20 protein-coding genes are annotated in these 21,335 nt (G+C 71.5%); 13 read left to right on the top strand and 7 right to left on the bottom strand.

From position 1 onward, the window contains the following. Positions 1-78: 78 nt before the first annotated feature. From B5D66_RS23515 to B5D66_RS23540, 6 genes are all read left to right on the top strand, one after another. On the top strand, positions 79-1,074 hold the full coding sequence (locus tag B5D66_RS23515) for an ABC transporter permease (RefSeq protein WP_078764006.1): 996 nt from the start codon (positions 79-81) through the stop codon (positions 1,072-1,074). Further along, the gene (locus B5D66_RS23520) at positions 1,071-2,003 is read left to right on the top strand and encodes an ABC transporter permease (protein WP_078764007.1); all 933 of its coding nucleotides are present in this window, start codon (positions 1,071-1,073) and stop codon (positions 2,001-2,003) included. The genes B5D66_RS23515 and B5D66_RS23520 overlap by 4 nt, the downstream gene beginning before the upstream one ends. A gap of 5 nt (positions 2,004-2,008) precedes the next feature. Beyond that, positions 2,009-2,959: an ABC transporter ATP-binding protein gene (locus B5D66_RS23525; protein WP_078764024.1), complete on the top strand. Its 951-nt coding sequence runs from the start codon at positions 2,009-2,011 to the stop codon at positions 2,957-2,959. Between the two features lie 5 nt (positions 2,960-2,964). Further along, positions 2,965-3,912 carry an ABC transporter ATP-binding protein gene (locus tag B5D66_RS23530; protein WP_078764008.1) on the top strand — a complete coding sequence of 316 codons (948 nt, stop codon included), beginning with the start codon at positions 2,965-2,967 and terminating at the stop codon, positions 3,910-3,912. A gap of 78 nt (positions 3,913-3,990) precedes the next feature. Next, complete coding sequence (locus tag B5D66_RS23535; protein ID WP_078764009.1) at positions 3,991-6,528, top strand: glycoside hydrolase family 2 protein; 2,538 nt, start codon at positions 3,991-3,993, stop codon at positions 6,526-6,528. A 171-nt stretch (positions 6,529-6,699) separates the two neighbouring features. After that, entirely contained in the window at positions 6,700-7,332 is a 633-nt protein-coding gene (locus B5D66_RS23540; protein WP_144390295.1) for an OmpA family protein, read from the top strand. Positions 7,333-7,380: 48 nt separating this feature from the next. On the opposite strand, the gene dacB is transcribed toward B5D66_RS23540, so the two are convergent. Next, positions 7,381-9,036 (bottom strand): D-alanyl-D-alanine carboxypeptidase/D-alanyl-D-alanine endopeptidase, encoded by a 1,656-nt coding sequence (dacB, locus tag B5D66_RS23545; RefSeq protein ID WP_078764011.1) that lies wholly within the window; start codon positions 9,034-9,036, stop codon positions 7,381-7,383. Positions 9,037-9,279: 243 nt separating this feature from the next. Here dacB and B5D66_RS23550 point away from each other — a divergent pair, with 243 nt between their 5' ends. Both B5D66_RS23550 and B5D66_RS23555 read left to right on the top strand, forming a co-directional pair. Continuing rightward, positions 9,280-10,620: a cytochrome P450 family protein gene (locus B5D66_RS23550; RefSeq protein ID WP_235001192.1), complete on the top strand. Its 1,341-nt coding sequence runs from the start codon at positions 9,280-9,282 to the stop codon at positions 10,618-10,620. Positions 10,621-10,737: 117 nt separating this feature from the next. Next, entirely contained in the window at positions 10,738-12,162 is a 1,425-nt protein-coding gene (locus B5D66_RS23555; RefSeq protein WP_078764013.1) for an aldehyde dehydrogenase family protein, read from the top strand. Between the two features lie 87 nt (positions 12,163-12,249). On the opposite strand, the gene B5D66_RS23560 is transcribed toward B5D66_RS23555, so the two are convergent. Together B5D66_RS23560 and B5D66_RS23565 are read right to left on the bottom strand one after the other, a co-directional pair. Beyond that, positions 12,250-13,212 (bottom strand): trypsin-like serine peptidase, encoded by a 963-nt coding sequence (locus tag B5D66_RS23560; RefSeq protein ID WP_078764014.1) that lies wholly within the window; start codon positions 13,210-13,212, stop codon positions 12,250-12,252. Positions 13,213-13,353: 141 nt separating this feature from the next. After that, a complete protein-coding gene (locus B5D66_RS23565) occupies positions 13,354-13,656 on the bottom strand; it encodes a hypothetical protein (protein ID WP_144390296.1) in 303 nt (100 codons plus the stop codon). 153 nt (positions 13,657-13,809) lie between these two features. Between B5D66_RS23565 and dxr the strand changes: the two genes are divergently transcribed. The 3 genes from dxr (at position 13,810) to ispG (ending at position 17,814) form a co-directional block, all read left to right on the top strand. Continuing rightward, positions 13,810-15,036, top strand: coding sequence for a 1-deoxy-D-xylulose-5-phosphate reductoisomerase (dxr, locus tag B5D66_RS23570; RefSeq protein ID WP_078764025.1), 1,227 nt, complete (start codon positions 13,810-13,812; stop codon positions 15,034-15,036). A 10-nt stretch (positions 15,037-15,046) separates the two neighbouring features. Beyond that, complete coding sequence (locus B5D66_RS23575) at positions 15,047-16,432, top strand: M50 family metallopeptidase (RefSeq protein WP_078764016.1); 1,386 nt, start codon at positions 15,047-15,049, stop codon at positions 16,430-16,432. A gap of 221 nt (positions 16,433-16,653) precedes the next feature. Continuing rightward, positions 16,654-17,814, top strand: coding sequence for a flavodoxin-dependent (E)-4-hydroxy-3-methylbut-2-enyl-diphosphate synthase (gene ispG, locus B5D66_RS23580; RefSeq protein WP_078764017.1), 1,161 nt, complete (start codon positions 16,654-16,656; stop codon positions 17,812-17,814). Between the two features lie 264 nt (positions 17,815-18,078). Here ispG and B5D66_RS23585 read toward each other — a convergent pair whose 3' ends face one another. The 4 genes from B5D66_RS23585 to B5D66_RS23600 all read right to left on the bottom strand — a co-directional run bounded on the left by B5D66_RS23585 (position 18,079) and on the right by B5D66_RS23600 (position 20,606). Further along, the gene (locus tag B5D66_RS23585; protein ID WP_078764018.1) at positions 18,079-18,705 is read right to left on the bottom strand and encodes an antibiotic biosynthesis monooxygenase family protein; all 627 of its coding nucleotides are present in this window, start codon (positions 18,703-18,705) and stop codon (positions 18,079-18,081) included. Positions 18,706-19,059: 354 nt separating this feature from the next. Beyond that, a complete protein-coding gene (locus tag B5D66_RS23590) occupies positions 19,060-19,275 on the bottom strand; it encodes a DUF397 domain-containing protein (RefSeq protein WP_078764019.1) in 216 nt (71 codons plus the stop codon). Positions 19,276-19,584: 309 nt separating this feature from the next. Next, positions 19,585-19,773, bottom strand: a complete 189-nt coding sequence (locus B5D66_RS23595; protein WP_078764020.1) for a DUF397 domain-containing protein — start codon at positions 19,771-19,773, stop codon at positions 19,585-19,587. A gap of 32 nt (positions 19,774-19,805) precedes the next feature. Next, positions 19,806-20,606 (bottom strand): helix-turn-helix domain-containing protein, encoded by an 801-nt coding sequence (locus B5D66_RS23600; protein ID WP_235001193.1) that lies wholly within the window; start codon positions 20,604-20,606, stop codon positions 19,806-19,808. Positions 20,607-20,904: 298 nt separating this feature from the next. Here B5D66_RS23600 and B5D66_RS23605 point away from each other — a divergent pair, with 298 nt between their 5' ends. Next, positions 20,905-21,114: a hypothetical protein gene (locus tag B5D66_RS23605; protein WP_144390297.1), complete on the top strand. Its 210-nt coding sequence runs from the start codon at positions 20,905-20,907 to the stop codon at positions 21,112-21,114. Further along, a partial coding sequence (locus B5D66_RS23610; RefSeq protein ID WP_268805654.1) for a BldC family transcriptional regulator occupies positions 21,111-21,335 on the top strand: 225 nt, incomplete at its 3' end. The genes B5D66_RS23605 and B5D66_RS23610, both read left to right, overlap by 4 nt.

Consider the following 21,335-nt stretch of genomic DNA (forward strand, 5'->3'; position numbering starts at 1 on the left):
CCGCCCCGTTCCGCTCCCGTCCCCCGCCCCCTCGGGGGACGGGAGCGGGGCCGCGGACCGCGTTTCCAGGAGGACCCCGTGTGGCGTTACTTCGGCAGGAAGCTCTTCGTCTACGCCCTGACCTTCTTCGTGGCGGTGACGATCAACTGGATGATCCCGCGGTTCATGCCGGGGGACCCCGTGCGCAGCATGCTGGCCCGGGCGTCGGTGGGAAACGCCGAGGCCCTGGAGGCGATGCGCGCCTACTACTCCTCGCTGTTCGGCCTGGACCTTCCCGTGTGGCAGCAGTACCTCAACTTCTGGGGCTCCCTGCTCCGCGGTGACCTGGGCACCAGCGTGTGGCTGTTTCCCACCCCGGTCTCGGAGGTGATCCTGGGGGCCGTCCCCTACACCCTCGGGCTGCTCGTCCCGGCGATCCTGCTGAGCTGGATCGCCGGCAACAAGTTCGGCGCGTTCGCCGCGCGCGGCAGGTGGCTGGACAACACGGTGCTGCCGGTGGGCTACCTCCTCACCGCCACGCCCTACATGTGGCTGGGGATCCTGCTCGCCTGGAGCCTGGGGATCGTCGCGGGGATCTTCCCGACCGCGGGGGCCTACGGGTTCGCGTTGCAGCCGTCGCTGTCGTGGGCCTTCGTCTCCAGCCTGGTGCTGCACTGGTTCCTGCCGTTCCTCTCGCTGTTCCTCGTCGCGTTCGGCGGGTGGGCGATCGGAATGCGCAACATGATCATCTACGAGTTGGAGGCGGACTACTCCAGCTATCTGGAGGCCCTGGGCGCGCCGCGTCGCCTGGTCCGCCGCTACGCCTTCCGTAACGCGCTGCTGCCCCAGCTCACCGGCCTGGCGTTGCAGCTCGGCACGATCGTGGCCGGCGCCCTGCTCACCGAGATCGTCTTCTCCTATCCGGGACTGGGCAACCTCATCCTCGAGGCGTTGAACAACCGTGACTTCTTCCTGCTCCAGGGCGCCTTCCTGTTCATCGTCCTCGGGGTGCTGATCGCCAACTTCGTGATCGACGTCGTCTACGTCCTGGTGGACCCGCGGGTGCGGGTCCAGATGCAGGGAGGTGCCGCATGAGCGCGCAGCAGGTCCCGGGCGGGCCGGTGCCCGGAGAGGGCGTGGGCGCCGGCCCGGGCGAGGCCGCCGCGGTCGGGGCGCCGCGCCGCGGGAACGAGACCGTCTACTTCGCCCTGCGCAACCCCAAGCTCCTGGCCGGGGCGGTGGTCGTCGCGGTGCTCCTGGTCGCCGCCCTCGCGGTCCCGCCCTTCCTGGGGGGCAGCCCCAACGCCTATGTCGGCCCCCAGGCCCAGCCGCCCTCCGCGGAGTTCTGGTTCGGTACCACCAACTTCGGCCAGGACGTCTTCGCCCAGTTCGTCCACGGGCTGCGCTCGACCTTCCTGGTCGGCCTGCTCGGCGGCGGGATCGCGGCGCTTGTGGGCATGGTGGTCGGCTTCGTGGCCGGTTACCGGGGCGGGCTGGTCGACGAGGTCCTCAACATGATCACCAACATCGTGCTGGTGCTGCCGGCCATGGTGGTCCTGATCATCGCCGCCGCCTACCTGGAGGCCCGCGGGATCCTGGTGCAGTCGCTGTTCATCGGCTTGACGTCGTGGCCGTGGGCGGCCCGCGCCATCCGGGCCCAGACCCTCTCGCTGGCCACCCGAGACTTCGTCGACCTGGCCAGGCTGAGCGGGCGGCGCGCGCACGCGATCATCTTCCGGGAGATCGCGCCCAACATGAGCTCCTACCTGTTCATGACCTTCATCCTGCTGTTCGGCGGGGCGATCCTCATCGCCGCGGGGCTGGACTTCATCGGCCTGGGGCCGCCCCAGGGGGTCTCGCTCGGCCTGATGATGCACAGCGCGGTGAGCTGGAGCGCCCTGCAATTGGGCATGTGGTGGTGGTTCGTGCCGCCGGGCCTCGGCATCACGGCCATCGTCGGGTCGCTGTACATCATGAACGTCGGCCTGGACGAGGTCTTCAACCCGCGACTGAGGGAGACGTGAGCGGCGTGAGCCTCGAAGTATCCGACCTCACCGTCCACTACCGGACGTTGCGCGGTGACGTCCACGCCCTGGAGGGCGTGGGGTTCACCATGGCCGACGGCGAGATCATGGGCCTGGTCGGCGAGTCCGGCAGCGGCAAGTCCACCCTGGGCAAGAGCCTCATCCGCATGGACTCGCGGATGCGTCACGTCCGTGGCACCGTCCGGTTGGACGGCGAGGAGCTGCCGATCGGCGACCAGGCGGCGATGACGCCTTTCCGCTACCACCGGGTGTCGCTGATCCCGCAGTACTCGATGAGCGCGCTCAACCCGACCCGCAGGATCGGCCGGATGATCGACGAGCTCCTGGAGTCGCGCGGGGTGCGTCCCGCGTCGGTGCGGGCCGAACTGCTCCGCCGCCTGGATCTGGTCGGCCTGTCCGGGCAGGTGCTGCGGCGCTACCCGATCGAGCTGTCGGGCGGCATGAAGCAGCGCGTGGTCATGGTGCTGTCCACCCTGCTCGACCCGTCGCTGCTGATCGCCGACGAGGTCACCTCGGCGCTGGACGTGTCCACCCAGCGCGCGGTCGCCCAGACCCTGGTGGAATTCCGGGACCGCGGCTACCTGGCCGGCATGATCTTCGTGTCCCACGACATCTCGCTGGTCAACCAGATCGCCGACACGATCATGGTGATGTACGCCGGGAAACCGGTCGAGAAGGGGACCGCCGAAGCGGTCGTGAACGGTCCCCGCCATCCCTACACCCGCATGCTCATCTCCTCGCTGCCCGAGGTCGGCGTCACCCACGCCGAGCGGCGGCTGGAGGGGATCCCGGGCAGCCCGCCGGGGCTGCTCGACCCTCCGAGGGGGTGCCGGTTCCGGGAGCGCTGCCCTCTGGCCTTCGACAAGTGCGACCAGGAACCACCGTTCGTCGAGGTCGACCGCGGCCACTGGGCCGCCTGCTGGAAGGCGGGGTGAGGCGGATGCTCAGGCTCGATCGGGTCTCCAAGGTCTACCGGGTCGGCTCCTTCGGCCGGGAGCGGCTGCACGCCGTCCGCGACGTCGGTTTCGAGGTGCGGTCGGGCCAGGTGGTCGCGCTCATCGGCGAGAGCGGGAGCGGCAAGAGCACGATCGGCAAGATGGTGCTCGGCCTGACCTCCATCACCGGCGGTGCGATCACCTTCGAGGGCACCGATGTGGCGGGGCTGCGCGGGCATCGCGCGCACAAGGAGTACTACCGCCGGGTGCAGGGCGTCTTCCAGGACCCGTTCAGCTCCTTCAACCCGGTCTTCCCGGCCGACCGGGTCTTCGCCCTGATCAGGGCCGAGTACTTCCCGGAGGTGGGCGAGGCCGAGTGGCGGCGCCGGATCGAGGAGTCCCTGCGGGTCGTCCGCCTGGACCCGGCCCAGGTCCTCGGCAAGTACCCGCACCAGCTCAGCGGGGGGCAGCTCCAGCGGATCCTCATCGCCCGGGCGCTGCTCCTGGACATCCGGCTGCTGGTCGCCGACGAGGTCATCAGCATGCTCGACGCCTCCACCCGGATCGACGTGCTCAACCTGCTGGCCGACCTCAAGGCCCGCGGCATGGGGATCCTGTTCGTCACCCACGACCTGTCGCTGGGCAACTACGTCAGCGACACGGCGGTGATCCTGCGGCGGGGGGCGATCGCCGAGTCGGGGCCGGCCGACCGGGTCTTCACCAACCCGCTGCACCCCTACACGCGGCGCCTGCTCTCCTCTGTCCCGCGGCTGCACCGGACGTGGGCGCAGGCCGACGCGGAACTGCCCGCCGACGACGGCGGCTGCCCGGTCCACGGCCGTGCCGGCGCCGGTGACGGCTCCGCGACGCTGGTGGAGGTCGAGGCGGGCCACTTCGTGGGGTGCGCGGGGGACGGCGAGGGCGGCCCGTGCCGTCCCGACCCCCGCGCCTGAGGAGCAGACCGTGACGTCGCGCCCCGCGCCCCCGGGGCGCGGCGTCCCTTCCCGCCCGTCTTCGACGTCTGGAGTGCCATGGCAGACCACGTCCCCCTCGACCGGAACTGGACCGTGCGGGCCGTCGCGCCCGCGCATCCCCCCGAGGAGCTGGCCGCGGCGGTGACCGCGCCGGGCGGTGTCCCCGCGACGGTGCCCGGGTGCGTGCACACCGACCTGCTCGCCGCGGGCCTCATCGACGACCCCTACCTCGACGACAACGAGACCCGGCTCGGCTGGATCGGCCGCTCGGACTGGTGTTACACGACCGTTCTGCCCGGGGTCGAGGACGTCGCCGCCCTGGCGCGGGCCGAACGGATCGACCTCGTCTGCGCGGGGCTCGACACGGTCGCCGAACTGCGCCTGGACGGGCGGCTGGTGGGCCGCACCGCCAACATGCACCGCTCCTACCGGTTCGACGTCACGGCCGGGGTGCGCGCCGGCGCCCGCGAGCTGGCCGTCACCTTCGGCTCCGCCTACCGCTACGCCGAGGGGCTGCGCGAGCGGCTCGGGCACCGGCCGGCCGCCTACGCCGAACCCTTCCAGTTCATCCGCAAGATGGCCTGCAACTTCGGCTGGGACTGGGGGCCCACCCTCGTGACCGCGGGGATCTGGCAGCCCATCGGCCTGCACGCCTGGAGCACCGCGCGCCTGGCCGGGGTCCGCCCCGAGATCACGGTCGCCTCCCGCCCCGGCGGGCGCGCCGTGGGGTTGGTGCGCCTGCACGTCGAGGTGGAGCGCAGCGACGCGGGGGGCGGGGTGCCGCTGACCCTGACCGCGCGCATCGCGGGGCAGGAGCGCGAGGTCGCCGTCGCGCCGGGGAGGAACCGGGCCGAGGTCGAGGTGGAGGTGCCGGCCCCGCGGCTGTGGTGGCCGCGCGGCCACGGCGACCAGCCGCTGTATGACCTGGAACTGTCCCTGGGCGGGGACGGCGGCGAGCTCGACACGTGGCGGCGGCGCGTCGGGTTTCGCACGGTGGAGCTCGACACCCGCCCCGACGCCCACGGGACCCCGTTCGCGTTCCGGATCAACGGTGAGACGGTCCTGGTCAAGGGCGCCAACTGGATCCCCGACGACTGCTTCCCCGCCCGGGTCACCCGCGAACGCTACGCCGAGCGGATCGACCAGGCGGTCGGGGCGAACATGAACCTGCTGCGGATCTGGGGCGGGGGCCGCTACGAGAGCTCGGACTTCTACGAGCTGTGCGACGAGCGGGGGGTGCTGGTCTGGCAGGACTTCCTGTTCGCCTGCGCGGCCTATCCCGAGGAGGAGCCGATCGCCGGGGAGGTCGAGGCCGAGGCGCGCGAGGTGGTGGTCCGCCTGGCCGCCCACCCCTCCCTGGTCCTGTGGAACGGCAACAACGAGAACATCTGGGGTCACGAGGACTGGGGGTGGAAGGAGGAACTGGCGGGCCGCAGCTGGGGGGAGGGGTACTACCTGGACCTGTTGCCGAGGATCGTGGCCGAGCTGGACCCGACCCGGCCGTACTGGCCGGGCAGCCCCTACTCGGGGCGCTCCGACGTGCACCCCAACGACCCGGACCACGGCCCCATGCACATCTGGGACGTGTGGAACCGGCGCGACTACACCGGCTACCTCGACTACCGGCCGCGTTTCGTGGCCGAGTTCGGCTTCCAGGCGCCCCCGGCCCACGCCACGTTGCGGGCCGCGGTCGGCGACGACCCACTGGCCCCCGATTCGCCCGGCGTCCGCCACCACCAGAAGGCCGAGGACGGCGACGGCAAGCTCGCCCGCGGGCTGGCCCCCCACTTCGGGGCCGTCAAGGGGTTCGACGACTGGCACTACCTCACCCAGGTCAACCAGGCCAGGGCCATCAGCCTGGGGGTGGAGCACTTCCGGGCCCAGTGGCCGCTGTGCACGGGCGCGGTGGTCTGGCAGCTCAACGACTGCTGGCCGGTGACCTCCTGGTCGGCGGTTGACGGCGCGGGCCGGCCCAAGCCGCTGTGGTACGCGCTGCGCCGGGCCTACCGGGACCGGCTGGTCACCGTGCAGGCGGATCCGGGCCGCGCGGGGCTGAGCGTGGTGGTGTGCAACGACACCGCCCTGCGCTGGGAGGGCGGGGTGCGCATGGCCCGCCGCGGCCTGGACGGCGCGGTCGTGGCCGAGGCCGAGGCCGGGTTCCGGATCGGTCCGCGCGGGGTGCTGCGCCTGGCCGTGCCCGACGCGGTGGCGCGGGCCGGGGATCCGGCGCGGGAGCTGGTCACCGTCGATGTCGTGGCGGGGGAGGAGACCGACCGGGCCTGGTGGTTCTTTGCCGAGGACGTGGAGCTGGCCCTGCCCGAGCCGGACTACGAGGTCGGGACGGAGGTGGGCGACGGCGTGACGCGGGTGTCGGTCACGGCGCGTTCCCTGCTCCGCGACGTCACGCTCTTCGCGGATCGGCTGGACGGCGCGGCGCGGGTGAGCGACGCGCTGGTCACCCTGCTGCCGGGCGAGAGCCACACGTTCGTGGTGGAGGGGGTGAGCGGGCTGGACGCGCGGCGGGTGGCCGCCCCGCCGGTCCTGCGCTGTGTCAACGAGGCGCTGGGAGGCCGAGGGGCGGGGGCGACGCTGTGAGCGATCCTCGCTTTGCGTCGGACCGAAAAGGTACGCCGGGAGCGGAAAAGCGCGTTGGGGGCGGAGGAATTCCGACAATTCGCAAAACGGTAAAACACTGACTCCGATTACGGCGCAACCTTTTCACGAAAGTGGCCGGAAGAGGTCGTCGTTCTTTCTATTCTTCCTCGCGTGGCAGGACGCGAGAAGAAGAAGAAGAAGAGACGACAGCGAGCCCACCGGCCCCGATCCGCCTCCCACGCGGTGGCGGGGGTCCCGTTGTGGAGCGAGCCCGCCCTGTGGCCCTTCGCCCCGACACTGCCCCTGATCGGGATGCTCGTCACGACCTACCTGGTGCTGGCCATCGGGCCCGCCACCTTGACCGAGCCGGTCGCCGCCGAGCCCCCGGCCCGTACCGTCACGGTGCCGGCCGAGCAAGCCGAGCGGGTTCCCAGCGCGGTGGCGGCGGTCGCGGGTCCCGCGATCGCCGCCGACACCACCGTGTGGTTCGCCAGCGGCCACACCACGCTCGCCGCGGACCAAAGACGCGAGCTGCGGGAGTTCGCCGCCCGGGCCTCGGCCGAGGGGGCCTCCCTGGTGCGCGTCGCCGGGCACGCCGACAACACCGGTCCCGACGAGGTGAACCGGACCGTCTCCATGGAGCGGGCGCGCACGGTCGAATCGCTCCTGCGCGACGCGCTCACCAGGACCGACGTCACGTTCGAGGTGAGCGCGCACGGCTCCGACCAGCCCGCGGGCGGCCCCGGAGCCCCCCGCGACCGCGCGGCCGACCGCAGGGTGGAAGTGGTCGCCGAGACCTGGTGACCTTCCGTGGTCCCGCCCACGGGAGGGGAACGGCTCCGGCGCCGCGGGTCAGCAGGCGCCGGCCCAGGAGCACTCCAGGTCCTCTGTTGCGTGGCGCCCACCGTCCCACGGCCCCTGGGGCGGCACCGGGAACAGCGACGAGGGGACGGGGCCGGAGCGCGAGAACTCGGCCAGGCGGACGGCGATCGCGTCCTGCACGCCACGCGGGGCGGCCCCCGGGTAGCCGTTGTTGACGACCGCGAAGGCCAGCTCCTCGCCGTTGGCGGCGGTGACGTAGCCCGACAGCGCGCTGACCCCGGTGAGCGTGCCCGTCTTGGCCCGGACGTTGCCCTCGGCGGCGGTGCCGCGCATGCGGCCGGCCAGCGTCCCGCCGGTCATGCGGTCGGGGTGTCCGGCGACGGGCAGGGAGGCGCGCCAGACGTCGAACCACGGCTCGTCACGGGCCTGCGCGAGCAGCTCCACCACGAAGGCGGCGGTCATGCGGTTCGAACGCGACAGCCCGGATCCGTCGTTGAGGTGCAGCCCGCGCGGTTTGACCCCGATCCCGGCGGCCGCGGCCTCGACCTCGGCGAGTCCGGCCGCCCAGCTCCCCTCTCCCGCCGCCTCGTGGCCGATGGCCTTGACCAGGATCTCGGCGTGCCCGTTGTTGGACAGCTTCATGAAGGGGACGAGCAGGTCCGCCAGCTCCATCGACTCGCGTCGGGCGAGTTCGGCCGTTGCCGCGGGGGCCGTGCCTCGCGTGATCGTGCCGTGGACCTCGACCCCGTGGTCGGCGAGGGCCTGGGCGAACACGTGCGCGGCGTAGTCGGTGGGCTCGTGCACGGTGCGCAGGCCCGAGAACGCCGCGCCGTCGGCCGGCAGCGAGCCGGTGACGGTCAGGGTGTTCGTTCCGGGGGCGCGGGTCACCTCCAGAGTGTCGGGGCTTCCGGCGGCGCCGGTGCGGGCGTCGGAGTCGACGTCGAGGTAGCCGGTGGCCGGTCCGACGTCGACGGCCACCGGGGCGCCCTCGGCCGGGCCGGGGCGTACGGTCACCTCGGTGACGCCGGTGTCGTAGTCCTCGTTGGCGGCCACGGTCAGCGCCGAGATCTGGGCGGCGTAGTAGTAGGGCTCGTCGTCGGCCTCCCAGTCGTCGACCAGCCGTTGGTCGTCGAAGCGGGTGTCATCGGCGACGAGGTCGCCGGTGACCTCGTGGACGCCGGCCGCGGCGATGTCGGCGGCGAGTTCGTCGTAGGCGGCCGGGGTCAGGGTGGGGTCTCCGGTGCCGACCAGGTACAGGTCGCCCTTGACGACCCCGCGTGAGGGGGCGGTGCCGGCCTCCACGGTGGTGGTGAACCGGTGGTCGGGGCCGAGCACCTCCAGCGCCGCGGCGGCGGTCAGCAGCTTGGTGGTGGACGCGGGCACGAGGGGGGATCGGGCCGCGTGGGCGTAGAGGAGGTCGTCGCGGCCCAGGCCGCGCACGACGACCCCGGAGTCGGCCCCCTCCAGGGACGAGTGGCGCAGCAGTGTGTCGATGTCGGCGCGCAGGTCGGCGACCCCGCCGGGGGGAGGGGGGAAGGCTGCGGGCGTGGCGGGGGCCGCTGCCGGGGCGGTGGGGGAGGCGTGGGCGGGGGCGGCGAGCGGGCCGGCCACCCCGATCGCGGTGAGGAGGGCGAGGAAGACGGGGAGCGCCCCGCGGGGGGCGGAAGGGCGGGAGGCGATCGGCATGGACGTACCTCTCCTATCGACTTAAGAAGCGACAAAGAGATCTCGCGCATCGGTAACCTATCCGGTTCCGCCCCGCTTGTCTGCGAAGAGTGACGGGATGATTGCTCCGCGTCTTCTCCTCATGGACGCCGGAGTGAGGCTAGTCTCACTCTCACCGCGTCGTCCCCTTCCCGTTGCCTCAGGACGTGTCTCGTGAGCCTTGATCCCTCCGCTCCCTCCGGTTGCCCCCTGGAATCCTCCCCCGTGCCCATCTACGAGGTGTCCAGCGCCGAGCGTGCGAGGCTGTGGGCGGACCTGCGTTCCCGGTACGGGCAGATCGCGCCGATCCGCCTGGAGCCGGACCTGACCGCCTGGCTCCTCCTCGGTTACGAGGAGAACCTGGAAGTCCTGCGGGACTGGGCCACCTACTCGCGTGACACCCGCCGCTGGAACGAGATCCGTGACGGCCGGCGCAAGCTCGGCTCGGGTCTGCGCCCGACCATGGCCTACCGCTCCAGCGCGCTGTACGCCGACGGGGCCGAGCACGCCCGGCTGATCGCCCCCATCGCCGACGCCCTGGCCCAGGTGCCCGAGGCGCGCGTGCGCCGCGACATCACCGAGATCGCCGACCACCTCATCGACGCCTTCTGCGAGCGGGGCGAGGCCGATCTCGTCAGGGACTACACCACCCCGCTGCCGGCGCTGCTGGTCAACCGCCTGTTCGGCCTCGGCGACGTCTACGGTCACGCCCTCGGCCACCTGTCCGCCAGCCTGTGGGCCAGCGACGGCACGGTCGGGGCCGAGGCGGTGGCCCGGATGCGCGACTACTTCGTCGGGCTCGTGCAGCGCAAGCGCGTCCGCCCCGGCGACGACCTGCCGAGCCGGATGATGGCCCACGAGGCGGCCCTGAGCGACGCGGAGATGGCCGACCAGCTCATCGTCCTCGCCGGCGCCGGCCACGAGCCGACGGCCAACCTGCTCGGCAACGTCCTGCGCGCGCTGCTGGCCGATTCCCGCATCGGGCGCGACCACGCCTCGGGTGGTCTGCTGCTGGACGAGGTCATCGACCATGTGGCCTGGAGCGAGCCCCCCTTGCAGATGCTCGCCGCGCGTTTTCCCACGCGCGACGTCGAGATCGACGGCACCCTCGTCGCCGAGGGCGAGCCGCTCATCATCGGTTTCGCCGCGGCCCACGCCGACCCCCGCCTGGGGGCCGGCGCGGTGCCGGCCGAGTCCGCTCTGCCCCCCGGGCACAACAGCGCGCACCTGATGTGGGGGGTGGGGACGCACCGCTGTCCCGCCCAGTCGCTGGCGCTGCGGATCGTCCGCGTCGGCGTGGAGCGCCTGTTGGAGCGGCTGCCCGGGGTCCGGCTCGCGGTCCCGGCCGAGGAGCTGCGCTGGCGCGAGGAGTTGTTCGTGCGCGGCCTGGTGTCGCTCCCGGTGCGCTTTCCCGCGGTCGAGGCGCCGCCGCGGTCGCCGGCGGCCGATGAGGACGACGCTGAGGGGGGCTACGCCGAGGTGGACGGCGGGGAGGAGCCCGTGGACCTTCTCGGCCGGGTCCTGCGGTGGTGGCGTGGCGTCCGCGCCGCCTCGACGGCGGAGTGAGGGCGGGGCGGCCGTCCCCGCGGCGGCCGCCCTTTGGCCGGGATGGAGTAGCCGTCCCGCCCGGATGGGACGAACCGGACAAAGGACTCCGTGGGTGCGGGCAGTAGCGTCACAGACATGTCTACGCGTCCGTTTTGGCTGGCCGGCACCGCCGCGACCGGCGACAGTGAGATCACGGTGACCCACCCCTACGACGGTCGGGTCGTGGCGACGGTCTCGGTCCCCACCGAGGCCCAGATCGAGGAGGCCGTCGCGGCCGCCCACGCGGTCCTCGACGAGGCCGCCGCGCTGCCCGCCTACGTGCGCGCCGAGGCGCTGCTGCACGTGTCCCGGCGGCTGGCCGAACGCACCGAGGAGATCGCGCAGATCATCACGGCCGAGAACGGCAAGCCCATCAAGTGGGCCCGGGGCGAGGTCGGACGCGCCGTGTCGGTGTTCCGCTGGGCGGCCGAGGAGGCCCGCCGCGACAGCGGGGAGCTACAGCGGCTCGACACCGACGCCGCCGGCACCGGCCGGATCGCGATGGTCCGCCGGGTCCCCAAGGGCGCCGTGCTCGGCATCTCCCCCTTCAACTTCCCGCTCAACCTGGTCGCGCACAAGATCGCCCCGGCGATCGCGGTGGGCGCGCCCATCATCCTCAAGCCCGCTCCGGCCACGCCGGTGTCGGCGCTGGTGCTCGGCGAGATCCTGGCCGAGACGGACCTGCCGCGCGGCATGGTCTCGGTCCTGCCGATGCCCAACGAGCGCGCCTCCTCCCTGATCACCGACGAGCGGCTGCCGGTCATCTCCTTCACCGGCGGCCAGTTCGGCTGGGAGCTGCAAAAGCGCGCCCCGCACAAGCACGTGACGCTGGAGCTGGGCGGCAACGCGGCGGCCGTCGTCCTGGGCGACGCCGACCTGGACTGGGCGGCCGAGCGTGTCGCCCTGTTCGGCAACAACTCCGCCGGCCAGGTCTGCATCGGCGTGCAGCGGGTCATCGTGGACGAGTCCGTCTACGACGAGTTCACCGCCAAGCTGGTCGAGCGGGTCGAGGCGCTGCCCACCGGCGACCCCGCCGACGAGGCGACCGAGGTGGGCCCGCTCATCGACGAGGCCGCCGCGATCCGCGTCGCGGACTGGGTCGAGGAGGCCGTGCGGGCCGGGGGCAGGCTGCTCACCGGCGGCACGCGCGAGGGGGTGACCGTCGCGCCGACGGTCCTGGCCGAGGTCCCCGGCGACGCCAAGGTGGTGCGCGAGGAGATCTTCGGGCCGGTCCTGGTCCTCCAGCGCGTCTCCGGCGTGGACGAGGCGTTCTCGCTGGTCAACGACAGCGACTTCGGGCTTCAGGCGGGCGTGTTCACCCGCGACCTCCAGGTGGCCTTCCGGGCCCACCGCGAGCTCAAGGTCGGCGGCGTCATCATCGGCGACGTCCCGTCCTTCCGCGCCGACCAGATGCCCTACGGCGGGGTGAAGAAGTCCGGCGTCGGCAAGGAGGGCGTCCGCGCCGCGATGGACGACCTCACCTACGAGCGCGTCATGGTCATGACGGGCGTCACCCTCTGATAGGGGCGCCGTCGATCTCCCCGCGGGGGACGGTGCGGGACCCGGGAGGCGCCCCTCCCGGGTCCTCGCGTGTCCGGGGTCCGCGGACTACAGGGACTGGGCCTTGTGGTAGAGCCGTTCGGCCGCGTCGTCCAGGCGGGGACCGTACTGGGTGCCGGCGTCGTCGGAGTACTTGAAGCTGATCACCGAGGTGATCGTGCCGGTGCCGGTCGAGCTGTCGAAGTCCGACAGCCAGGGGCCGCCGCTGGAGCCCTCGGTCATCCGGCAGGCCATCCCCGCGGCGGTCGTGCCCTGCCGGTCGGGCCGGGTGGGGCCGGCGCAGTAGTGCAGGCGCGAGCCGTCGTAGGGGCGTTCCGAGGGGTAGCCGAAGGCGTGGACCTCGGCGCTGTTGCCGGTGCCGAACGCGATGCGCTGGGTGCCGGTCTCATCGGCGACGTGGGCGCCCTCGCTGTTGGGGCCGAGCACGGCCATGCCGAAGTCGTAGCTGTCGTCGGCCTGCCGCGCCCACTCGGGCGGCACGAGGAGTTCGCGCGCGGGGAAGCGGCCGTGGGGTTCGGCGCCGTCGTCATAGGCGGGCACGAAGACCCAGTTGCGGGCCCACGAGCCGGTGCCGTCCTTGAGGCAGTGCCCGGCGGTCACGACGGTGTCGCGGTTGTCGGCCCGCACCACGGAGGCCGAGCAGGTGAAGTCGCTGCCGTCCAGCGTCAAGAACACCTTGCCGGTGGTGGAGGTGACCAGGCCGCCCCCCTCCCAGGGTGTCCCGGTGGACTGGGCCGCGGCGGCGGCGGGGTGACGTCCGGGCGTCGCGCCGCCGAGGGCTCCGCTCAGCACCTCTCCCAGGGGAACGGCGTCGGCCATGCGCTCGGGTGTCCAGTAGGCGAGTGTCGTCCGCCGACCGGAGGGCTCGGCCGCGGCCGTCTGGTGGACGACGCCCTCGGCGGGCGGGACGGCGTCGGCCGCGGAGGCGGGCGCCCCGGTGGTGACGCCGGTGGTGATGAGGACGGCCCCCGCGAGTGGGCCCAGGACCTTGGAAGCGAGGGTGGAAGTCATGGCTCGCGATTCTGCCATACTTTGCGTGATCGATTGATCACCCTGTGTTTGTGTTGTCGTGTTCGTGGATGTCGCGCCGGCCCCTTCCCGTCCCTGGGAGCGCTCTCGGGACGGCCCGGGAATCCCGGATGGCCGCCCGGCTCAGCCAGGCGTGTCGCACTCCCGTGGCGAGAGGAACAAGAGGAGCTCCCCCAACGGGCCCAGGGCGCGCGGGCGGGGTTCGGCCGTCCCCGAGCGCACCCGCTCGGAGCTGGCGTCCATGACCTCGGGCGGCAGCTCCACGACGATGGGGCTTTCCAGGCAGGGGAGATCGCTGCTCGCCGGCGCCGGGGCGTGGGCCGCAGCGGGCGAGGCCGTCCCCGCGACGAGGAACGCGCAGACGAGCGTCACCAACGTCGTCCGGCCGATGGGGGACTTCGCGGACCGTCGCAGGGCAGGAGGCACCTTTCCAGCCTGGCCGGTCGCAGCCGCGTTGAACAGTGACTTCGAGGGCTGATTCCCCTATACTCCGGCGCTTCTCACCGGAGAGGAGGGGGAAGGACCCCGGGGTGGGCGACAATGGGAGACGTGCATACCGCCGAACGTCTCGACGACGACATGACCATCCCTCGCCCGCGCGACATCGTCATCCTGGGCTCCACCGGCTCCATCGGCACCCAGGCCGTCGACATCGTCACCCGCAACCCCGGCCGTTTCCGGGTCGTCGGCCTGGCCGCCGGCGGCGGACGCCCCGACCTGCTCGCCCAGCAGGCCGCCGCGCTGGGCGTCGAGGCCGTCGCCGTCGCCGACCCACGGGCGGTCGGCGCCGTCGCCCGCGCCCTCGCTGATCACGGCAGCGGCGCCAAGGTCCTCGCCGGCCCCGAGGGCGTGGCCGAGCTGGCCGCATGGGAGTGTGACGTCGTCCTCAACGGCATCACCGGCGCCCTCGGCCTGGAGTCGACGCTGGCCGCGCTGCGGGCCGGACGCCGGCTCGCGCTGGCCAACAAGGAGTCGCTCATCATCGGCGGCCCGCTGGTCCGCGCGGCGGCCCGGCCCGGGCAGATCGTCCCGGTCGACTCCGAGCACTACGCGCTGGCCCAGTGCTTCCCGCGCGTGCCCGACGCCGAGCTGACCAGCCTGGCCCAGGGGCGGGTCGAGGCGGACCTGGGGGACGTGCGCCGGCTGGTCATCACGGCCAGCGGCGGGCCGTTCCGTGGACGCTCGCGCGCCGAGCTCGCCTCCGTCACGCCGGCCGACGCGCTGAACCATCCCACCTGGAGCATGGGCCCGGTCATCACCGTCAACTCCGCGACGCTGGTCAACAAGGGGCTGGAGGTCATCGAGGCGCACCTGCTGTTCGACGTGCCGTTCGAGCGTATCGAGGTCGTCGTCCACCCGCAGTCGATGATCCATTCGATGGTGGAGTACAGCGACGGTTCCACCCTGGCCCAGGCGGGGCCGCCCGACATGCGCATCCCGATCGCCCACGGGCTGGACGACGGCCGGCGGGTGCCCGGCGCGGGCCCGGCCATCGACTGGACCACGGCCCAGACCTGGACGTTCGAACCCCTGGACGGCACGGCCTTCCCCGCGGTGGAGCTCGCCTGCCAGGTCGGGGCCGTCGGAGGGACCGCGCCGGCGGTCTACAACGCCGCCAACGAGGAGGCGGTCGCCGCGTTCCTCGGCGGACGGCTCGCTTTCCCCTCGATCGTGGACACGGTGGCCCGGGTAGTCTCGGAGCATCGGGAGGCGGGGGCCACGCCGGTCCCGACCCTGGAGGACGTCTACGCGGCCGATGAGTGGGCGCGGGTCCGGGCCAGGGAGCTGATCGCTCAGTCCGCTTGAGGAGTCGCGCATGGTCGCCTTACTGACCACACTCGGGATCGTGGTGTTCGCCCTCGGGCTGCTGCTGTCCATCGCCTGGCACGAACTAGGCCACCTGGCCACGGCCAAGATGTTCGGCATCCGCTGCACCCAGTACATGGTCGGGTTCGGCAAGACGCTGTGGTCGCGGAAGTGGGGGGACACCGAGTACGGGATCAAACTCGTTCCCCTGGGCGGATATGTCCGCATGGTGGGGATGATCCCGCCGCGTAAGCGGGTCGAGGCCACCGCTGACGCGATGGAGGGCGACGCCGTCCCCGCCAAGCCGATGTCGCGCTGGCGGGCCATGATCGAGGACGCCCGCGAGGCGTCCTACGTCGAGATGGAACCGGGCGACGAGAACCGCCAGTTCTACCAGCGCGCCCCCTGGAAGCGGCTCATCGTCATGGCGGCCGGCCCGGGGATGAACCTGATCCTGGCTGTCGTGCTGTTCTGCATCGCCATGATGGGCATCGGCGTGCAGCAGCCGACCAACGTCGTCGGCGCGGTCCAGGAGTGCGTGGTGGCCGCCGACAGCGCCGAACGCGACTGCGCCGAGGGTGCCGAGCCCACCCCCGCCGCGCAGGCCGGCCTGCTGCCCGGCGACCGCATCGTCGCGATCGACGGCCAGGAGACCCCCACCTGGCAGGCCGTCAGCTCCGAGATCCGCGACACCATCGGCCCGGCCACCATCACCGTCGAGCGCGACGGCGAGCGGATCGACCTGTCGGCCAACCTCATCGAGAACCGGGTGGTGGCCCGCGACGCCAACGGTGACACGATCCTCAAGCTCGACGAGAACGGCGACCCCGTCCTCGACGCGCAGGGGCGCGCCGTACCCGAGACCGTCCCGGCCGGGTTCCTCGGGTTCGAGCCCACCAGCGAGCGCCAGTCGCTCAGCCTGGCCCAGACCGCCACGCGCATGGGGGACATGGCGATCGGCGTCGGAGAGGCGATCATCACGCTTCCCTCGAAGGTGCCCGACGTCTTCCAGGCGGCCTTCCTCGGCGCTGAACGCGAGGTCGACTCCCCGGTGGGCATCGTGGGGGCCTCCCGCATCGGGGGCGAGATCCTGGCCCAGCCCATCCCGGTCATGGACCGGATCGCGTTCATGGTGAACATGCTGGCCAGCGTCAACCTCTTCCTCTTCGCCTTCAACATGCTGCCGCTGCTGCCGCTCGACGGCGGGCACATCTTCGGCGCGCTGTGGGAGTGGGTCCGCCGCGGCTGGGCCAAGTTGTTCAAACGGCCCGATCCCGGTCCCTTCGACGTCGCCCAGTTGATGCCCTTCGCTTACGTCGTCGTGGTGTGCTTCCTGTGCTTCAGCCTGATGTTGCTGGTCGCCGACATCTTCAACCCGGTGCGGCTGATCCAGTGACCGCGGCGTGCCGCCGGGAGCCTCCAGGCCGTAAAGCCCTGAACCTGGTCATCCCGGCACGGATTCCCGGCGGCAGCGGGTAGCCTTGCAGTCGAACGGATGACGCAGAGGCGAGCTCCCGCGTCGCCGTTACGGCGCCGCGCCCCGGCGTGGCCGCCTGGTCCTTCTGACCCCGAAACGACGCCGCCGGCCGACCCCGGCGGCCGGCGAGGTGAAACCGCGTGTCCGTCGATCTTGGAATGCCCGCTGCCCCACCGCGTCCGCTGGCGCGGCGGCGCAAATCGCGGCAGATCATGGTCGGCAACGTCCCCGTCGGAGGGGACGCCCCGGTGTCCGTCCAGTCGATGACCACGACGCTGACCGCCGACGTCAACGCCACGCTCCAGCAGATCGCTGAGCTGACCGCGTCGGGTTGCCAGATCGTGCGCGTCGCGGTGCCCAGCGCCGACGACGCCGAGGCGCTGCCGATCATCGCGAAGAAGTCGCAGATCCCGGTCATCGCCGACATCCACTTCCAGCCCAAGTACGTGTTCGCGGCGATCGACGCGGGCTGCGCCGCGGTGCGCGTGAACCCGGGCAACATCAAGAAGTTCGACGACAAGGTCGGCGAGATCGCCAAGGCCGCGAGCGACGCCGGCGTGCCGATCCGCATCGGCGTCAACGCCGGTTCGCTGGACAAGCGGCTCATGGAGAAGTACGGCAAGGCCACCCCCGAGGCGCTGGTGGAGTCCGCGCTGTGGGAGTGCTCGCTGTTCGAGGAGCACGGCTTCCGCGACATCAAGATCTCGGTCAAGCACAACGACCCCGTGGTGATGATCCAGGCCTACCGGCTGCTGGCCGAGCAGTGCGACTACCCGCTGCACCTGGGCGTGACCGAGGCCGGCCCGGCCTTCCAGGGCACCATCAAGTCCGCGGTGGCGTTCGGCGCGCTGCTCGCCGAGGGGATCGGCGACACGATCCGGGTATCGCTGTCGGCGCCCCCGGTCGAGGAGATCAAGGTCGGCACCCAGATCCTCGAGTCGCTGGGGCTGCGCCAGCGCGGTCTGGAGATCGTCTCCTGCCCCAGCTGCGGCCGGGCCCAGGTGGACGTCTACACGCTGGCCGAGGAGGTCACCGCGGGCCTTGAGGGCATGGACGTGCCCCTGCGGGTCGCGGTCATGGGCTGTGTCGTCAACGGCCCCGGCGAGGCCCGCGAGGCCGACCTGGGCGTCGCCTCCGGCAACGGCAAGGGGCAGATCTTCGTCAAGGGCGAGGTCATCAAGACCGTGCCCGAGTCCAAGATCGTCGAGACCCTGATCGAGGAGGCCATGCGCATCGCCGAGGAGATGCGCGACTCCGGTGTCGCCTCCGGCGAGCCCACCGTCGCGGTCGCCGGCCGGTAACGCCGATTCCGCCTCGTCCCGGCCCCGCGTCGAACCCGGCGCGGGGCCGTCGGCATTCCAGGTGTCCTTATCCGGCCGGACCGGCGATCCGGTGTGGCGCGGGCCGTCTGCGCCCGTGGACGTCCCCCTCTGACCGACGGCGGACAGGAGGGGCGGCACCGGGGCGGCGGCGACTGAGGGGCCGGGACACCGGCGGGGCGGGCGCGTCACGGGGGCGAGCCGTTCCCGGCCCGACGGATGAGCCCCGGTGGCCTCGCCCCGCGCTCAGAACCCGGCGACGACCCGGAAGAGCGCGGGGGTGGCGGTGGCGAAGCCGGGAGGGAGGGGCGGGCGCTGCCGGAGGCGGGGGTCCTCGTGTGCCGCGCGCCACGCTTCGGGGCTGTCCCAGTGGGCGATGCCGACCAGCTGGAAGCGGGTGTCCGGGCTCACCGCGCGGTGCAGCCGGTCGTCCCGGAAGCCGGGCGCCCGGCTCAGCTGCTCGGCGTGGTCCAGCCAGTGCGGCAGGAACTCGTCGACCCGCTCGGCGGGTAGCTCGAAGGCGTTGATGAAGGTGATCCCGGGGTCTTCGCCCGATTCCTCCGCCGCGCGGAGTTCGGCCGCCACCTGGTACCAGCCGCCGTGCACGGTGGCATAGCCGGCCGCGGTGGCCGCCGACGCGGTGAAGCGGGGATCGGCCAGCGCCTCGTCCCGGGCTTCGGCGCTGTCCCAGTGCGCGACGTTGACCAGGCCGAGCCGGGAGTCCGGGCGCAGTCTGCGGTGCAGGCGCGCGTCCCGGAACCCGGGGGCGGTGTGGATGAGCCCGACGCGCTCGCGCCAGCGCGCGACGGACTCGTCGATCCGCTCCTCGGGCAGTTCCCACGTGTCGATCAGGGTGATTCCGGTGTCAGTCACCGCACCATCGTGGAACCTCAACCGCACTTCAGGTCAAACCGGTCGGGACACGCCGACCTGCGCGCACGGCTCCGCCCCGGCCCCGTCCGCGCGTGGCGTGGGCACGTGCCGCACCGAGACCGCGAGGGAGCCGCCACCTGTCCCCGACGCCGGATCAGGAGCGCCACCACCCGGAAGGGGCCACCGGCTGTGGGGCGGACGAGCCCGGCGACACGATCCGGCCAGCGGGTAGCTCGGGAACCCCGGCGACCACGTCCGGTGTCGGAGACGCTGGCCCCAGGTGAGGTCCTCCCAGAGGACCAGGATCGAAGGCCCCAGCAGTGAATCGCTCTGGGAGCCTTCCCGCGTCCCGGGTCAGATCTTGTCGGCGTGTATCGCGCCGAGAAGCGCGGTCCACTCGGCCGCGGTGAACGACAGGACCGGGGATTCGTCGGCGTGCTTGGAGTCACGGACCGCCGTACCACCAGGAAGGTCAGCGACCTCGACGCAGTTACTCCGGTCGCTGTAGGACGACGTGCGGAATTTCAGCGCGTGAAGGAGCGTCTGGCCGGAGTGGGGGTGCGGGGCCATCTCGGCTTCCTTTCGAAGCGGTCCACTGCGCTTCCCGGAGATTGTGGGGCGAGGTCGGCGACGCATGGCGGGGCGGTCCTGTCCAGGGCGGACCCGGGCTCACCGTTACCTCAGAGAGGACTACCGGCTATGAGGGAAGGAGCCCGGAAATTCGGTGGCCGAGTGGTCGGGACAAGGAAAAAACGTCTTCTCCATGTCCTCACGGCCATAACCGGCTTCTATCCTCACGAGAGTTGAAGGGGTACGATGAATCCGGTACTCAGGGAAGACCCCCGGCCGGGACCTGGCCGGGGGTCTTCATATTGACGTCTAAAGTTCGCCGGAGCGAACGGCCGTGACGAACGCGGCCATCTCGGAAGACGGGAACGTCAGGTGGCCGAGGTCCGGGTTCTGGGAGTCGCGCACGGCGGTCGCCGCGGGGAGATCCGCGACCTCCACGCAGTTGTTGCTGCTCGGCGCGCTGTAGCTGGACTTACGCCAATTCATGTGCAGGTCCATCAGGGGTCCTTCGAGGTACTCAGGGAAGCGGGTCACATCTCGGAGAGCACGTCCTCCAAGAAGGCGATCGTGCTCTCTGTAGATCCGGCTGCCGCTTGGATCTTGTCGTAGACAAGCCTATAGCGTTCGACCTCATCAGTGTCTTCCAGGTAGAAGCCGTCACGGTCGGTTTCGATGTAAACAACCTGGTCCATCCCAGAGAAGTCCAGAATGACGAACGAACCGGCTACGCCAGCGTGCGCACCCACGCTGAAGCGCAGAATCTGAATATCCACGTTCGGCAGCCGGCTCATGTCGATGAGGTGCTGAATCTGCGCCTTCATTACCTCCGGGCCGCCGACCTCGCGACGGATCACGCTCTCGTCGAGGATCGCCCACAGGCGCGGCGGGCTATCCGGACGGGTCAGGATCTTCTGACGTTCGAGCCTCACTGTGACGCGACGCTCGATTTCGTCCTCGCTGGAGCCCGCACTGTGCCTGAGGATCTGGCGGATGTAGTCCTCGGTCTGGAGCAGGCCCGGCACCAGCGTCACCTCATACTCGCGGATCGTGGTCGCTTCCGCCTCCAGTCCGATGTAAGGGCCGGGAAGGATGTCGGAGTAGCGGTGCCACCAGCTCCGTTTCCCTGACTGGCGTGCCAGGTCGGCGAGCGCGTCCGTCTCGGCATCGGACACCCCGTACAAGCGGCACAGCGCGATGACGTCGCTGGCCTTGATCTTCTGGTTGCGTCCGAATTCGAGCCGGTGGAGTTTGGAACGGTTCCACCCCATTCTCTCGGCCGCTTCTTCTTGGGAGAGACCTGCGACCTGGCGGAGCCGCCTCATCTGGAGCATCAGATGCCTTCTGCGTACCGGTGGGCTGCTTTCCCCAGTTCCAGGCATGTCTTCTCCTCTCTGAGGGGCCGAGTGCGCTGATCATACCGACCCTCCCTCTTCACGATCTTCGCATTACTACGCAATCGCCCCGATCCAAAATAGCACCGTTGCATTTTCGAGCCGCCTCCATGATTATGGACCAACCTGAGTACCACCTTCGCCGGTTCGACCGGCCTTTCCGTGGAGGCGCCGCCTCATGACGCACGACTCTTCAGGAATCACCCGCTCTACCGCCTCTTCTCAACCCCGTCCGGGGGTGCCTGGTTCGTCGCCCTCGGCGAACTACGCGGCGTTTTGCCGCGAGTCCGAACGGGCGCGCGAACTGGGCTGGCACCTCACCCGCACTGAGAGGTGGTACGGGTGGGAGTACACCCTCACCTCCTGGGACGGCGGCCACAGCGAGACGTTCAGCTGGCTGGCCGAAGTCCAGGTCCGCCTCCACCAGATCGCCGAGGCCCACCGGTGAGCCCCGTGGACCAGCGTCTTCTCACCTCCGGTGAGGTGGCCGCCATGTTCCGGGTGAATCCCAAGACCGTCACCCGCTGGGTGAAGACCGGCCGGCTGACCTCGATCCGCACCCCGGGCGGAAAACACCGCTTCCGCGAGCGCGACGTCATCGCGCTCCTCGACCAGACCGCCGGCGACGCACGGCCCCGCCCGGTCCACCACGACCCCCGTGATGGACAC

Origin of the sequence: Marinactinospora thermotolerans DSM 45154 (genome assembly GCF_900167435.1) — a bacterium.
Taxonomy (GTDB): Bacteria; Actinomycetota; Actinomycetes; order Streptosporangiales; family Streptosporangiaceae; genus Marinactinospora; species Marinactinospora thermotolerans.